The organism is Rathayibacter sp. AY1C2, from assembly GCF_002931195.1.
Lineage (GTDB): Bacteria > Actinomycetota > Actinomycetes > Actinomycetales > Microbacteriaceae > Rathayibacter.
In genome coordinates this window covers 77,310-90,574 of sequence record NZ_PSWG01000008.1, presented here as the reverse complement: position 1 = coordinate 90,574, position 13,265 = coordinate 77,310, and the positions used below count along the sequence as shown (strand labels likewise).

Here is a 13,265-nt window from a genome sequence, read left to right as displayed (position 1 = left end):
GAGATAGGATGATGGGATGAATCCTGGCGAGTCTAGCCCCGCGGCGCCGTTCCAGCGCGAGAGCGTGATCGACCACGTCACGGCGCTGTTCCACGAGGAGATCCGCTCCGGCCGCTGGGCCGTCGGCGAGCGGATCCCGGTGGAGGCCGAGCTCGCCCGCTGGACCGGCGCCGGACGCAACTCCGTCCGCGAGGCCGTCCAGGCCCTCGTGCAGGCGGGCCTCGTGCGGCGGGAGCAGGGGCGCGGCACGTTCGTCACCGCGCGCTCGCAGCTCGCCGAATCGCTGCGCCGCCGCATCCCGAGCGCCGCCCGCCGGGAGGGCCTCGAGCTGCGGTTCGCGATCGACGGGGCGACGGCCGCGCTGGCGGCCGAGCGCCGCACCGGGGAGGACGTCGCCTCCCTCCGCGCCCTGCTGGCCCGCCGGGCCCGCTCGTGGGAGGCGCCGGAGCTCGCCGAGCGGATCGCCGCGGACACCGCGCTGCACCGGGCCGTCGTCGTCGCGACCCACTACGACCTGTTCGTCGAGCTCTACGACGGCCTCACCGGCATGTTCGAGTCGGTGCTGGAGGAGGACGTCGTCGGCCAGGAGGACGTGCACGCCCGGCAGCACGCCGAGCTGGTCGAGGCGATCGCCGCGGGCGACGCCGAGGGGGCGCGGCGCCGGATCGAGGAGCTGCTCGCGCCGCTGCTGGCCGAGGCGCAGCAGGGCGGCGGCTGAGGAGGATCCTCCGAGGCGGGCGGCACGCGCTCACGGCCGGCGTCGTGCCGCCCGGCGAGCGGGATCCGATGAGAGGGATCAGCCCTGCGGACGACGGGTCGACCAGAGCGCCCACGCCACCAGCAGCGGCTGGAACGCGAGGCGCACGGCGCGCTTGCGGTCGGTGTCGAGGCCGAAGGCGCTCGTCCGCGTCACCCACTGCGAGACGTTGCCCGGGAAGATCGCGGTGAAGAAGGCGGCGGCCGCGGCTCCGACCAGCGGCGCCCGTCGGCGCGCGAGCACCAGCGAGGCGCCCAGGCCGATCTCGACCACGCCCGAGGCGAGCACGACCGCGTCCTTGTCCAGCGGCACCCACTCGGGCACCTGCGCCTGGAACTCCTCCCGCTTGCGGGTGAGGTGGCTCACCCCCGCGAAGAGGAGGGCGGAGCCGAGGAGCACCTTGGCGCCGGTGCGGAGGAGGGACGGGGAGGAGGATGTCATGCGCTCCATCGTTCCCGATGCGGGCCGCCGCCGCCGCCGTGGCGCGGCCACTGCGCACGAACGTGCCGGTGTCGGAGGCGGCGCCTAGTCTGATCGCGTGACTGACCGCATCCTCGTCCTCACCACCGGTGGCACCGTCGACAAGGAGTACTCGCTCGCGGGCGAGCTCGAGATCGGCGCCCCGATGGTGCCGCGCCTGCTCGCCCCGGTGCTCACCACGCTCGAGTTCCGCGTCGAGGAGGTCCTCGCCAAGGACAGCCTCGAGCTCGACGACGCCGATCGGGCCCTCATCCGCGAGCGGGTGCTCGCCGCCGAGGAGGACCGGATCGTCCTCACCCACGGCACCGACACGATGACCGCGACGGCCGAGGCCCTCGGCGTCGTCCGCGATCGGGTGGTCGTCCTCACCGGCGCGATGCAGCCCGCACGGATGCTCGACAGCGACGCCGCGTTCAACCTCGGCACCGCGGTGGCCGCCGTGCAGCTGCTGCCGCCGGGCGTCTACCTCGCGATGAGCGGGCGGGTGCTGCCCGCCGGCTCCGTGGTGAAGGACCGGTCGATCGGCGTGTTCCTTCCGGCCTGAGCCGAATGCCGGGCCAGGGTCGCCCGCGGACGGGCTCCCGGCCGGACCACCCTCAGGCCTCGGCGAGCCCCGCGGTGCAGGCCGCGCAGAGCCCGAAGACGTCCACGACGTGGTGCGCGTCCGTGAAGCCGTTCTGCGACGCGACCGAACGCGCCCACTCCTCGACCTCGTCGGCCGCGATCTCGACCGTCAGCCCGCAGCGGCGGCAGATCAGGTGGTGGTGGTGCGTCCCCGGCGTGCAGGCGCGGTAGAGGCTCTCGCCCTCGGGCGACTGCAGTGAGTCGGCCTCGCCCTCCACGGCCAGGTCCGAGAGCGCGCGGTAGACCGTCGCGAGCCCGATCGGCGAGCCGGAGGCGTGCAGCGCACTGTGCAGGCCCTGGGCGCTGACGAAGTCCTCGCGACGCCCGAGAGCCTCGCGCACCGCCTCGCGCTGCCACGTGTTGCGCTTGACCACTGGACCACCTCCACTCCGCACGACCCGGGCCACGCTACCGCCCCCCGCCGACGGCGAGCCGGGAGCGCCGGACGCCCTTGCGGCCGATGATCCGGCAGACCGCGTAGATCGCGAACGAGATCGTCGTCACGTAGGGGCTGATCGGGATCGATCCGCCCAGCGCGAGCAGGATGCCGCCCACCAGCGCGCCGACGGCGAAGAGCACGCTCAGCAGCGGCACGATCACCGGCGAGGCGGACAGGCGCAGTGCCGCGGCCGCCGGCGTCACCAGGATCGCGAGCACGAGCAGCGAGCCGACGATCTGCACCGAGACGGCGACCGCGAGGCCGAGCAGGAGCATGAACGCGATCGAGAGCGCCCGGGTGGGGATGCCGCGCGCGGCCGCCACGTCGGCGTCGACGCTCGCGAAGGTGAGGGGGCGCCAGATCAGCGCGAGACCGACGAGGACGACCACCGAGATGCCGATCAGCCACCCGAGCTGCGGGTCGTCGACCGCGACGATCTGACCCGTGAGCAGGCCGAACTTGTTCGCGCTACGGCCCGGGTAGAGGGCCAGGCAGAGGATGCCGATGCCGAGTCCGAACGGCATCAGAACCGCGATGATCGAGTTGCGGTCGCGGGCGCGCGAGCCGAGCACGCCGATCAGGACGGCCGCGATCAGCGAGCCGACGATCGATCCCTCGACGACGCCGACGCCCAGCAGCAGCCCCGCGGACGCCCCCGCGAACGAGAGCTCGCTGATGCCGTGGACCGCGAAGGCCATGTCGCGCGACATCACGAAGACGCCGATGAGCCCGCCGACCACTCCGAGGACCGCGCCGGCGATCACCGAGTTCATCAGCAGCGACAGCAGCGCTCCGTAGTCGGAGAAGTCGAAGATCTGCGACCAGACGTCCCTCACGACTGCCCCTCCTCGTGCTCGTGCACGTGCGAGTGGTCGGGGGCGCCGACCACGATGACCCGGCCCCGGGCGCGGATCACGTCGACGGGTGCGTCGTAGAGCTCGCTGAGCACCTCCGAGCGCAGGACCTCGTCGGGGGTGCCGATCCGGAACCGGCCGCCGGCGAGGTAGAGCACGCGGTCGACCATGCCGAGCACCGGATTCACGTCGTGCGTGACGAAGAGGACGCCGAGGTTCCGCTCGCGGCGGTGCCGGTCGATCAGCTCGCTGACCGCTCGCTGGTGGGCGAGGTCGAGCGCGATCAGCGGCTCGTCGCAGAGCAGGAGCGCCGGGTCGCCCGCGAGCGCCTGGCCGACGCGGACGCGCTGCTGCTCGCCGCCGGACAGGCTGCCGATGGGGGCGTCGGCGAAGGCTGTGGCGCCGACGGCCTCGAGCAGCGCGTCGACGGCCGCACGCCGGGAGCGGGAGGGCAGGGGCAGGCCGAACCGGTGGCCGTCGATCCCGAGCCCGAGCAGATCGCGGGCGCGCAGCGGAGTGCCCTCGTCGGCGAGCTTCTGCTGCGGGATGTAGCCGATGCGCCGGTTGCCGCGGTGCACGGGCTCGCCGAGCACCTGCAGCTCCCCCGCGCTCAGCTGCTGCTGGCCGAGCACCGCGCGCAGGAGGCTCGTCTTGCCGGAGCCGTTCGCGCCGAGCACCGCGACGAACTCGCCGGCGCGCACGTCGAGGTCGACGCCGCTCCACAGCTCGCGGTCGCCGAAGCGGAGGCCGGCGCCGCGCAGCCGCAGCACGGACGCCGAAGGGCCCGCCTCCGGGGAGACGGGCCTGGTCGGGGAGTCGTGGCTCACTGGGAGAGGGCTCCCTCGATCGCGTCGAGGTTGGCGGTCATCCAGCCGGTGTAGTCGTCGCCCTCGGGCAGCGTCTCGGTGACGGGGACGGCCGGGATCCCGGCGGCCTTCGCGGCGTCGAGCACCGCGTCCGTCTGCGCGCCCTCGGTCTGCTCGTTGTAGATCAACGCGTCGACGGCCTTGCCGGAGAACAGCGCCAGCGTCTCCTGGAGCGTGGTCGCGGGGACGTCGGTGCCCTCCTCGACCGCCTCGCTGAAGGCCTCGGGAGTCGCGTCGGTCAGGCCGAGCGCATCGGTCATGTACAGCGGGACGGGCTCGGTGATCGCGATGGAGCGGCCGGAGAGCGTGCCCTTCAGCTCGCTCTGACGGGCGATCAGGGCGTCGAGCCCCTCGTCGAGCGTGGCGAGGTTGGCCGAGTAGGCGGAGGCGTTGTCGGGGTCGAGCGCGGCGAGCTCGTCGCCGATCCGCCCCGCGACCTCCTTCATCACCGAGAGGTCGTACCAGACGTGCTCGTTGAACTCCGCGTGCTCGTGCCCGCCCTCCGACTCCTCCTCCGCGTGATCGTGGACGTCCTCCAGGCCGGCGATCACGGTCGCCGTGATGACGGGGGCCTCGGTGCCGGCCGCGCTGATCATGGTGTCGAGGAAGTGGTCGTAGCCGCCGCCGTTCTCGATCACGAGGGTCGCGCCGGACACGGCGAGCTGGTCGCGGGCGGTGGCCTCGTACTCGTGCGGGTCCTTGTCCGGGCTGTCGATGATGCTGGTCACCTCGACCAGGTCGCCGCCGATGCTCGAGACGAGGTCGCCGTAGACGTTCGTCGACGCGACGACCTTCACGGGCCCGCCCGCGGCGGCGGCGGAGGAGCTGTCGGAGGCGCTGCCCGCTCCGGAGCAGCCGCTCAGGGCGAGCGCGGTGCCGCCGAGGAGGGCGGTGAGGGCGAGGAGGCGGGTCTTCACGGTGAGCCGATCTGGGTCAGGGGCCGGGCGGGTGCCCCCACGCTAACGGCTATTGATAACGATTGTCAAAATCGTGCGGAGGCGCCCGCCGGTCATCCGCGGACACACGCGGACACGGGGCGACACGCGCCTCGCTCCGGACACCTCGCCCCTGGCACAGTCGCTGCACACCGCCCCCCGACGAGACGAGGACACCGTGACCACCACCGCACCCACGACTGCCGGCGCCGACGCCGCGACGACGATCGGCGCCGCCGCCGAGCACTGGTCGGCCGCACCCCGGCCCGACTCCCCTGACGCCTGGCTCGTCCGCGCCGAGGAGGTCGCCGTCGTGCTCGCGACCGACGCCCTCGAGCGCGACCGCGCCGGCGCCGCCCCCTTCGCCGAGGTCGCCCTGCTCAAGGCGGCCGGCCTCGTCACGCTGCTCGGGCCCGCCGAGCACGGCGGCGGCGCCCAGGAGTGGACCACCGCCCTCCGCGTCGTCCGCACCGTCGCGCGCGGCGACGGCTCGATCGGCCAGCTGCTCGGCTACCACTACCTCTGGGCCTGGGCGGCCCGCCTCGTGGGGACCCCTGAGCAGATCATCGCGGTGGAGCAGCTCGCGACCGAGGGGGACCTCCTCTACGGAGGCGCGGTGAACCCGCGCGACTCCGACCTCACCGTGCGGGAGGAGGGCGACGAGCTGGTCTTCACCGGCCGCAAGTCGTTCTCGACCGGCGGCGTGGTCAGCGACCTGACCGTGCTCGAGGGGGTGCTCGAGGGGACGGACACCCACCTCTTCGCGATCGTCCCCACCGATCAGGAGGGGATCGTCTTCGGCCGCGACTGGGACAGCCTCGGCCAGCGGCTCACCGAGTCCGGCTCCGTCGAGATCCGCGGCGTCCGCGTGCCGTGGGCGGCGGCGGCCGGCTTCGTCGACAAGGTCTACCGTCCGCTCGTCTACAACACCCTCAACGTGCCCGTCATCCAGCAGGTCTTCGCCGAGTTCTACCTCGGCATCGCGCAGGGAGCGCTCGAGCGCGCGGCGCAGTACACCCGCGAGCGCACCCGGGCCTGGCCGTACGGCGGCGACGACAAGGAGCGCGCCGGCGACGAGTGGTACGTGCTCGAGGGATACGGCGACCTGCAGTCCCGGCTCTGGGCCGACGAGGCGCTGATCGACGCGACGGGGGCCGCGCTCTCGGCCGCGCTGCACGCTCCGCGCGAGGAGCTGACGCCTCGGCGCCGCGGCGAGATCGCCGTGCGGATCGCCGCGGCCAAGGCGCGGATCGTGGAGGACGGCCTCGCGACGGCGACCCGCGTCTTCGAGCTGACCGGCGCCCGCGCCTCCGCCAGCTCGGTCGGACTCGACCTCTACTGGCGGAACCTCCGCACCCACTCCCTGCACGATCCGCTGCCCTACAAGCGCCGCGAGGTCGGCGTCTTCGCCCTGCTCGACACCGTCCCCGAGCCCAGCTGGTACACCTGATCGGCCGCGGGGCGCGTCCTGCTCCGGCGGCGCGCTCCGCCCGCACGCCGCCCCGGCGTCGATCCGCGACAGGCCGGAGCGGAGCCCCGGGGTAGCGTGAGGGCCGAGCGGAGGGAGGACCGTGGCCGTCACGCTGCACGACGTCGCCCGCGCCGCCGACGTCTCGATCAAGACCGTCTCGAACGTGATCAACGACTATCCGCACGTGCGCCCGGCCACCCGCTCCCGGGTGCAGGCGGCCATCGCGCAGCTGGGCTACCGCCCCAACCTCTCCGCGCGGAGCCTGCGCCGCGGCCGCACCGGCGTGATCGGCCTCGCCCTGCCGGAGCTGAGCCTCCCCTACTTCGCCGAGCTCGCCGACAGCGTGATGCGCGCCGCCGACGAGCGCGGGCTGACGGTGCTGATCGAGCAGACCGGCGGCGACCCCGAGCGCGAGCGGAGCGTGCTGGCGAGCGAGCGCCGGCAGCTCACCGACGGGCTGCTCTTCAGCCCGCTGGGCCTCGCCGACGAGGACGCGCTCGCGGTCGGCTTCCCCCTGGTGCTGCTCGGCGAGCGGATCTTCACCGGGCTGGTCGACCACGTCACCATGCAGAACACTGCGGCGGCGCACGCGGCCACCGCGCACCTGCTCGCCTCCGGAAGGCGCCGGATCGTGGCGCTCGGGACGCACCCCGACGCCGCGGTCAGCTCGGCGTCGCTCCGCCTCGAGGGCTACCGCGCCGCGCTCGCCGAGGCCGGCATCGCCTACGACGAGCGGATGATCGGCGTCTCGGGCCCGTGGCGGCGCTCCGGCGGCGCCGAGGCGATGCGCCGCGTGCTCGCCTCCGGGCTCGACTTCGACGCCGTGTTCGCGCTCAACGACACCCTCGCACTCGGCGCGGTCCGCGCGCTCCAGGAGGCGGGGGTCCGCGTGCCCGAGGAGGTGGCGGTGATCGGCTTCGACGACATCGACGAGGCGGGCTACTCCTCCCCCAGCCTCTCCACCGTGGACTCGGGGCGCGACGAGATCGCGCGCACCGCGGTCGAGGTGCTGCAGGCCCGGATCGAGGGCACCCGCACCGGCCCCGGGACGCTCCACGAGGCGGCGTTCACCGTGGTCGCCCGGGAGTCGACCGCGGGCCGGCCGATCGCGGAGGACCCGCCGGTCGGCCGGGCGTCGGCCGGGGCCTAGGCGCAGGTCCCGCTGCCGCAGATCTCGCGGCGGATCCACGCTCCCGCGTCCGCGACGGCCAGCTCGCCGCGGCGGAGGAGCCGACTCCACTCCACGGCCCGCGTCGTCAGCCGGTCGTCGGCCGAGCCGCGGACGTCGCCGCCGACGGTCCGGAGGAACAGGTGCGCGAGCGGGCCGCCGAGGTACAGCGTGGCGCCCGCGACGCCGGCGAAGTGGCGGGCCTGGCCGCGGGTGCCGTCGTCGTAGGGGCGGCGGAAGCCCTTCCCCCGGACCCGGTTGCGGCCGCCGTGCGCCAGGTCGAGGGCGCCGAGCGGGGCACTGCGGATGCCGGCGACGTCCTTCGCGACGGCCGCGAGGAACGCCCGCGGGCGGGGATGCGACGCCGCGAGGGCGTCGGCGCGGTCGGCGAGCTCGGAGCAGGCGTCGGTGACGGCATCGGAGGAGGGCACCCGCCCAGTCGAGCACAGGTGCGCTGAGCGGCGGCGGGGAGGGTCGACGCGGGAGGAGGTCGGCCGACCTCGGGAGCGGCACGCAGCGAGGCGGGTGGGCCCCGTGCCGCTCTTGACAGCGGCCGAGCCGGGGCGGACCATCGTGTACAACGTTAGAAAGACCGCTCGCCGCCGAGCCCGCTGCGGGAGCCCGAAGCCCGAAAGGCCCTCATGACCGACGCCCCCGCCGCCACCGCGCGCATCAGCCTCGACCCCGCCGCGGTCGTCGCCCCCGTCACTCCGCGCCTCTTCGGCTCGTTCGTCGAGCACCTCGGCCGCTGCGTGTACGACGGCATCTACGAGCCCGGCCACCCCGCCTCGAACGAGGACGGCTTCCGCCTCGACGTGGTCGAGCTGGTCAAGGAGCTGGGCACCACGACGATCCGCTACCCCGGCGGCAACTTCGTCTCGGGCTACCGCTGGGAGGACGGCGTCGGCCCGCGCTCCGAGCGCCCCCGCCGCCGCGACCTGGCCTGGCACTCGCTCGAGACCAACGAGGTCGGGCTGGACGACTTCGCCAAGTGGGCGGAGCTGACCGGCAGCGAGATCATGTACGCCGTCAACCTCGGCACCCGCGGCGTCCTCGAGGCGCTCGACGTCCTCGAGTACGCCAACGGACCGGCCGGCACCGCTCTCGCCGACCAGCGCATCGCCAACGGCGGGACCGAGCCCTACGACATCCGCATGTGGTGCCTCGGGAACGAGATGGACGGCCCCTGGCAGGTCGGCCACATGAGCGCCGACGACTACGGCAAGCTCGCCTCCCGCACCGCCAAGGCCCTCAAGATCGCCGACCCCTCGCTCGAGCTGGTCGTCTGCGGCTCGTCGAGCTCGTCGATGCCGACCTTCGGCGAGTGGGAGCGCGTGGTCCTCGAGCACGCGTACGACGACGTCGAGTACGTCTCGTGCCACGCCTACTACCAGGAGTACGACGGAGACCTCGGCTCCTTCCTCGCCTCCTCCCTCGACATGGAGTACTTCATCGCCACCGTCGCGGCGACCGTGGACCACGTGAAGTTCAAGCTCAAGAAGACGAAGGACATCAAGCTCTCCTTCGACGAGTGGAACGTCTGGTACCTCGAGGAGTGGCAGGCCAAGGAGAAGGCCGATGCCGAGGGCGACCAGAGCACCCGCGAGTGGGCCTACGCCCCGCGCCTGCTCGAGGACGTCTACTCCGTCGCCGACGCCGTCGTCCTCGGCAACCTGATGATCACGCTGCTGAAGAACTCCGACCGGGTCACCTCCGCCTCCCTCGCGCAGCTCGTCAACGTGATCGCGCCGATCATGACCGAGCCGGGCGGAGCCGCCTGGCGCCAGACCACGTTCTTCCCGTTCTCGACCACCGCGCGTCTGGCCTCCGGCTCGGTGCTGCGCCCCCGGATCGACGCGGGGACCTACTCGACCGCCCGTCACGGCGACGCTCCGCTCATCGACTCCGTCGCCACCGTCGACGAGGGCCGCGCGGCCGTCTTCCTGGTGAACCGCTCGCAGACGGAGCCGATCGAAGTCACCGTCGACGTCAGCGGCCTCGGAGTCTCGAGCATCGCGGAGGCGGTGGCCCTGTTCGACGAGGACCCCTACGCGAAGAACACGCGTGACGACCAGGACCGCGTGCGCCTGCGCGAGGCCCCGGCGACGCTCGAGGACGGCGTGCTGACGCTGACCCTCCCGCCCGTCTCGTGGACGGCGGTCGCGCTCACGGCGTAGCGGCGTCCGACCCGCGGGACCGCGTCCGGCTTCCCGGAGCTGCGCGGTCCCGCGGGCCCCGTCGCGAACCGTCCCGGCTCAGGCCGCGGGCCACAGCGGGGAGGAGGCGCTCGAGCTGGTCCGCGAGGTCGTCCGCCACCCCCACCAGTACGTGGCGGGGATCGGGCTCGACAACCTCGAGACGGCGGGTCCGCCCGAGCGCTTCGCCGATGCCTACCGCCTCGCCGGGGAGGCCGGCCTGGGACGGACCGCCCACTCCTCCGAGCACGCCCCGACCGCGGCCGACACGACGACCTGCCTCGATCTGCTGGGCTGCGACCGGATCGACCACGGCTACTTCGTCCTCGAGGACCCCGCCGTCGTCGAGCGCGTCCGCGAGCAGGGCGTGGTGTTCACCGTCGCCTCGACGACCTCGCGCCGCTCCTGGCGGCCCTGGCGGCGCGCGTCCATCCGGGCGATGCTCGACGCGGGACTGCGGGTCGTGCCGTGCTCCGACGATCCCGGGATGTTCCCGACCACGCTCGCCGACGAGTACCGCCTCGCCGCCGGCCCGATCGGCGCGACCGCCGCTCAGCTGCGCGCGATGGCGCTCACCGGAGCGGAGGCCTCCTGGCTGCCCGCCGACGAGAAGGAGAGTCTGCGCGCGTCGTTCGCCGCGGAGCTGGACGCGCTGGACGCGGAGTTCGGGCTCGTCTGAGACCCGGGACGCGACGGGCTCCCCGCCCTGACAGAGTGGACGGATGAGCCCCCTCCCCGATCCCCTGGCCTGCGACCTCGAGGCGCTGCGCCGGGAGGTGCTGCCGGACGACGGGGGCGAGGTCGACGACAGCATCCCCGCGCTCGCGGACGCCGATCCGGGACTCTGCGCGATCGCGCTCGTCCTGCCCGACGGGTCCGTCCGCGCGAGCGCCGACGCGGAGGCGCGGTTCAGCATCCAGTCGGCCGTGAAGCCGTTCCTGTTCGCGCTCGCGCTCCTCGACACCGGCGGCGACGCGCTCGACCGCGTCGGCATCGAGCCCACCGGCGAGGCCTTCGACGCCCTCAAGCTCGAGAGCGGCACCGGGCGCCCGCCGAACCCGATGGTCAACGCGGGAGCGCTGCTGACCGCCGCCCTGGTCGACGGGGGCGACGCCGACGGCCGGAGCGAGCGGATCCTCCGCGGCCTCTCCGCCTTCGCCGGCCGCCCGCTCTCCGTCGACGAGAGCGTCGCCGCCGACGAGCACCTCCTCGGCGACCGGAACCACGCCCTCGCGCACCTGATGCGCGCGGAGGGCACCCTGCACCGCAGCGCCGACGACGCCGTCTCCGCGTACGCCCGGGCGTGCGCCGTGCTGGTCGACGTCCGCGACCTGGCCGCGATGGGCGCGACGCTCGCGTTCGGCGGCGTGCACCCGGGGACCGGCGAGCGGGTCGTGCCGGCCTCGGTCGCGCGCGACGTGGTCGCGGTCATGGCGACGTGCGGCGTCTACGACGGCTCGGGCCGCTGGATGCGCGCGGTCGGCGTCCCCGCCAAGTCGAGCGTCTCGGGCGCCCTCGTCCTCTCCGCTCCCGGTCGCCTCGGCGCCGCCGTCGTCAGCCCGCCGCTGGACCCCCAGGGCACCAGCGTCCGCGGCGCCCGCGTCGCCGCCCGCCTGAGCGACGCCCTCGCCCTGCACTCCTTCGCCGTCTCCCCCCGCTGACCGCTGCCGTTCCCCCGCTCTCCCCGCTCCCGCCGGCGCAGCCGCCGCCCGTGCCCCGGGCCGTCGCAGGCGCCCACCGCACCCTCAGCGGAGACCACCCGCCCTCCCTCGACAGCGAAGGGCCGAGCCGCATCCGTGCACGCTCGCCCTCAGGGCCGAGCCACGTCAGCGCACGCTCGCCCGCAGGGCCGAGCTGACCGCCGAATCGCGTTCCAGCGATTCGCCGTAGCGGTACGCTCCCCGCTCCACGACACGCCCCCACCTCGTACAGCCGACCGCGGAGCGGATGACGACGAAGGAGGAATCCGCTCAGTCGAGCACCGCCGAGCTCACCGCCGAATCGCGTTCCAGCGATTCGCCGTAGCGGTACGCTCCCCGCTCCACGAAACGCCCCACCTCGTACAGCCGACCGCGGAGCGGATAACGACGAAGGAGGAATCCGCTCGATCTAGCACCGCCCGCTCAATCCAAGAGCAGCGCCGGTTCCTCCAGCACGCTGGCGACGTCGGCGACGAAGCGGCTGACGACGTCGCCGTCGACGACGCGGTGGTCGAAGGAGCCGCCGACCGTGGTGACGAAGCGGGGGCGGACCTCGCCGTCGACGACCCAGGGCTTCTGCTTGATCGTGCCGAGGGCGATGATCGCGACTTCGCCGGGGTTCAGGATCGGGGTGCCCGTGTCCATCCCGAACACGCCGATGTTGGTGATGGTGATGGTGCCGTTCTGCATGTCGGCGGCGGTGGTCTTGCCGTCGCGGGCGTCGAGGGTGAGCTTCTCGAGGGCCTGGGCCAGTTCGAGGAGGCTCATCGACTGGGCGTCCTTGACGTTGGGGACGAGCAGTCCGCGCGGGGTGGCCGCGGCGATGCCGAGGTTGACGTAGTGGCGGACGACGATCTCGGTGTCGGTCCAGGCGGAGTTGACGGTGGGGTTGCGGCGGACGGCCCAGATGATGGCCTTGGCCATGATGAGCAGCGGCGAGACCTTGACGCCGGCGAAGTCGGGCGAGTTCTTGAGGCGCTTGACGAACTCCATGGTGCGGGTCGCGTCGACGTCGACGAAGACGCTGACGTGGGGCGCGGTGAACGCGCTCGTCGACATCGCGGCGGCGATCGCCTTGCGGACGCCGCGCACGGGGATCCGCTCCTCGCGGTCGTCGCCCCAGGCGGGGGTCTGGATGTTGCGGAAGACGCTGGCCTGGGAGGCGTGGCGGATGACGTCGTCGCGGGTGACCTCGCCGGCGAGGCCGGTGGCCTGCACCTCGAGGAGGTCGACGTCGAGGTCCTTCGCGAGCTTGCGGATCGGCGGCTTCGCGATGACGGGGAGCGCGGCGGCGGCCGGCACGGAGGCGGGCCGGGCCGGGGCCGTCGGGCGGGCGGCGGGCGCGGCGGCCGGGGCGGTGGCGCCCGGTCGGCGGCGGCGGGTCTGGACGTGTCCGCCGGCGGTGCCGTAGCCGACGAGCGCGGCTCCGGAGCCCTCGCCCGGCTCGGTGGTGGAGGGGGCGGGCGGGGCGGCGGCCTGCGCGGGGTGGGCAGGGATCGCGGGCACCTCGGAGCCGATCGAGCCGGCTCCGGCCTGGACGGTGATGATCGCGGTGCCGACGTCGACCGTCTGGCCCTCGTCGACGAGCACGTCGACCACGGTGCCGCTGAACGGCGAGGGGAGCTCGACGAGCGACTTGGCGGTCTCGATCTCGACGAGGACCTGGTTGACGGCCACCTCGTCGCCGACCTTGACCTTCCAGGCCACGATCTCGGCCTCGGTGAGGCCCTCGCCGACGTCGGGGAGGAGGAACTGCTCTGTCATCGGGGGGACTCC

General features: G+C 73.8%; 13 protein-coding genes and 1 pseudogene. 7 read left to right on the top strand and 7 right to left on the bottom strand.

The window, feature by feature from the left end:
- Positions 1 to 16: 16 nt before the first annotated feature.
- A complete protein-coding gene (locus tag C5C55_RS08305) occupies positions 17 to 718 on the top strand; it encodes a FadR/GntR family transcriptional regulator (RefSeq protein ID WP_104233561.1) in 702 nt (233 codons plus the stop codon).
- Between the two features lie 78 nt (positions 719 to 796).
- Here the strand turns inward: C5C55_RS08305 and C5C55_RS08300 are convergent, their stop codons facing one another.
- Positions 797 to 1,207 (bottom strand): hypothetical protein, encoded by a 411-nt coding sequence (locus C5C55_RS08300; RefSeq protein ID WP_181067813.1) that lies wholly within the window; start codon positions 1,205 to 1,207, stop codon positions 797 to 799.
- Positions 1,208 to 1,295: 88 nt separating this feature from the next.
- On the opposite strand from C5C55_RS08300, the gene C5C55_RS08295 reads away from it, so the two are divergent.
- Positions 1,296 to 1,781 carry an asparaginase domain-containing protein gene (locus C5C55_RS08295; RefSeq protein ID WP_104224541.1) on the top strand — a complete coding sequence of 162 codons (486 nt, stop codon included), beginning with the start codon at positions 1,296 to 1,298 and terminating at the stop codon, positions 1,779 to 1,781.
- A 52-nt stretch (positions 1,782 to 1,833) separates the two neighbouring features.
- Here C5C55_RS08295 and C5C55_RS08290 read toward each other — a convergent pair whose 3' ends face one another.
- From C5C55_RS08290 to C5C55_RS08275, 4 genes are read right to left on the bottom strand one after another with little or no spacing between them, the layout of a single operon-like run.
- Positions 1,834 to 2,235, bottom strand: a complete 402-nt coding sequence (locus C5C55_RS08290) for a Fur family transcriptional regulator (RefSeq protein WP_104224542.1) — start codon at positions 2,233 to 2,235, stop codon at positions 1,834 to 1,836.
- A 34-nt stretch (positions 2,236 to 2,269) separates the two neighbouring features.
- Positions 2,270 to 3,073, bottom strand: a complete 804-nt coding sequence (locus tag C5C55_RS08285) for a metal ABC transporter permease (protein WP_104233592.1) — start codon at positions 3,071 to 3,073, stop codon at positions 2,270 to 2,272.
- A 59-nt stretch (positions 3,074 to 3,132) separates the two neighbouring features.
- The gene (locus C5C55_RS08280; RefSeq protein ID WP_104227225.1) at positions 3,133 to 3,981 is read right to left on the bottom strand and encodes a metal ABC transporter ATP-binding protein; all 849 of its coding nucleotides are present in this window, start codon (positions 3,979 to 3,981) and stop codon (positions 3,133 to 3,135) included.
- Entirely contained in the window at positions 3,978 to 4,937 is a 960-nt protein-coding gene (locus C5C55_RS08275) for a metal ABC transporter solute-binding protein, Zn/Mn family (protein WP_104233559.1), read from the bottom strand. Before C5C55_RS08275 ends, C5C55_RS08280 begins: the two co-directional genes overlap by 4 nt.
- A gap of 196 nt (positions 4,938 to 5,133) precedes the next feature.
- Here C5C55_RS08275 and C5C55_RS08270 point away from each other — a divergent pair, with 196 nt between their 5' ends.
- Together C5C55_RS08270 and C5C55_RS08265 are read left to right on the top strand one after the other, a co-directional pair.
- Complete coding sequence (locus C5C55_RS08270) at positions 5,134 to 6,405, top strand: acyl-CoA dehydrogenase family protein (protein ID WP_258065460.1); 1,272 nt, start codon at positions 5,134 to 5,136, stop codon at positions 6,403 to 6,405.
- A 121-nt stretch (positions 6,406 to 6,526) separates the two neighbouring features.
- Positions 6,527 to 7,576: a LacI family DNA-binding transcriptional regulator gene (locus C5C55_RS08265; RefSeq protein ID WP_104233558.1), complete on the top strand. Its 1,050-nt coding sequence runs from the start codon at positions 6,527 to 6,529 to the stop codon at positions 7,574 to 7,576.
- Here the strand turns inward: C5C55_RS08265 and C5C55_RS08260 are convergent.
- The gene (locus C5C55_RS08260; protein ID WP_104224546.1) at positions 7,573 to 8,025 is read right to left on the bottom strand and encodes a hypothetical protein; all 453 of its coding nucleotides are present in this window, start codon (positions 8,023 to 8,025) and stop codon (positions 7,573 to 7,575) included. The two genes, C5C55_RS08265 and C5C55_RS08260, sit on opposite strands and share 4 nt — an antisense overlap.
- A gap of 210 nt (positions 8,026 to 8,235) precedes the next feature.
- Between C5C55_RS08260 and C5C55_RS08255 the strand changes: the two genes are divergently transcribed.
- The 3 genes and pseudogenes from C5C55_RS08255 to glsA all read left to right on the top strand — a co-directional run bounded on the left by C5C55_RS08255 (position 8,236) and on the right by glsA (position 11,450).
- Positions 8,236 to 9,771: an alpha-N-arabinofuranosidase gene (locus C5C55_RS08255; protein WP_104233557.1), complete on the top strand. Its 1,536-nt coding sequence runs from the start codon at positions 8,236 to 8,238 to the stop codon at positions 9,769 to 9,771.
- A 103-nt stretch (positions 9,772 to 9,874) separates the two neighbouring features.
- Positions 9,875 to 10,468: pseudogene (locus tag C5C55_RS08250) on the top strand (adenosine deaminase); the annotation flags it as partial.
- 43 nt (positions 10,469 to 10,511) lie between these two features.
- Positions 10,512 to 11,450 (top strand): glutaminase A, encoded by a 939-nt coding sequence (glsA, locus tag C5C55_RS08245; RefSeq protein WP_104233555.1) that lies wholly within the window; start codon positions 10,512 to 10,514, stop codon positions 11,448 to 11,450.
- 462 nt (positions 11,451 to 11,912) lie between these two features.
- On the opposite strand, the gene C5C55_RS08240 is transcribed toward glsA, so the two are convergent.
- On the bottom strand, positions 11,913 to 13,253 hold the full coding sequence (locus C5C55_RS08240; RefSeq protein WP_104233554.1) for a dihydrolipoamide acetyltransferase family protein: 1,341 nt from the start codon (positions 13,251 to 13,253) through the stop codon (positions 11,913 to 11,915).
- Positions 13,254 to 13,265 lie beyond the last annotated feature (12 nt).

Excerpts from the sequence above, each read along its gene's own strand:
- C5C55_RS08285 (WP_104233592.1), bottom strand. The coding sequence starts at position 3,073 with ATGAACTCGGTGATCGCCGGCGCGGTCCTCGGAGTGGTCGGCGGGCTC.
- C5C55_RS08305 (WP_104233561.1), top strand. The coding sequence starts at position 17 with ATGAATCCTGGCGAGTCTAGCCCCGCGGCGCCGTTCCAGCGCGAGAGC.
- C5C55_RS08300 (WP_181067813.1), bottom strand. The coding sequence starts at position 1,207 with ATGGAGCGCATGACATCCTCCTCCCCGTCCCTCCTCCGCACCGGCGCC.
- C5C55_RS08240 (WP_104233554.1), bottom strand. The coding sequence starts at position 13,253 with ATGACAGAGCAGTTCCTCCTCCCCGACGTCGGCGAGGGCCTCACCGAG.
- glsA (WP_104233555.1), top strand. The coding sequence starts at position 10,512 with ATGAGCCCCCTCCCCGATCCCCTGGCCTGCGACCTCGAGGCGCTGCGC.
- C5C55_RS08255 (WP_104233557.1), top strand. The coding sequence starts at position 8,236 with ATGACCGACGCCCCCGCCGCCACCGCGCGCATCAGCCTCGACCCCGCC.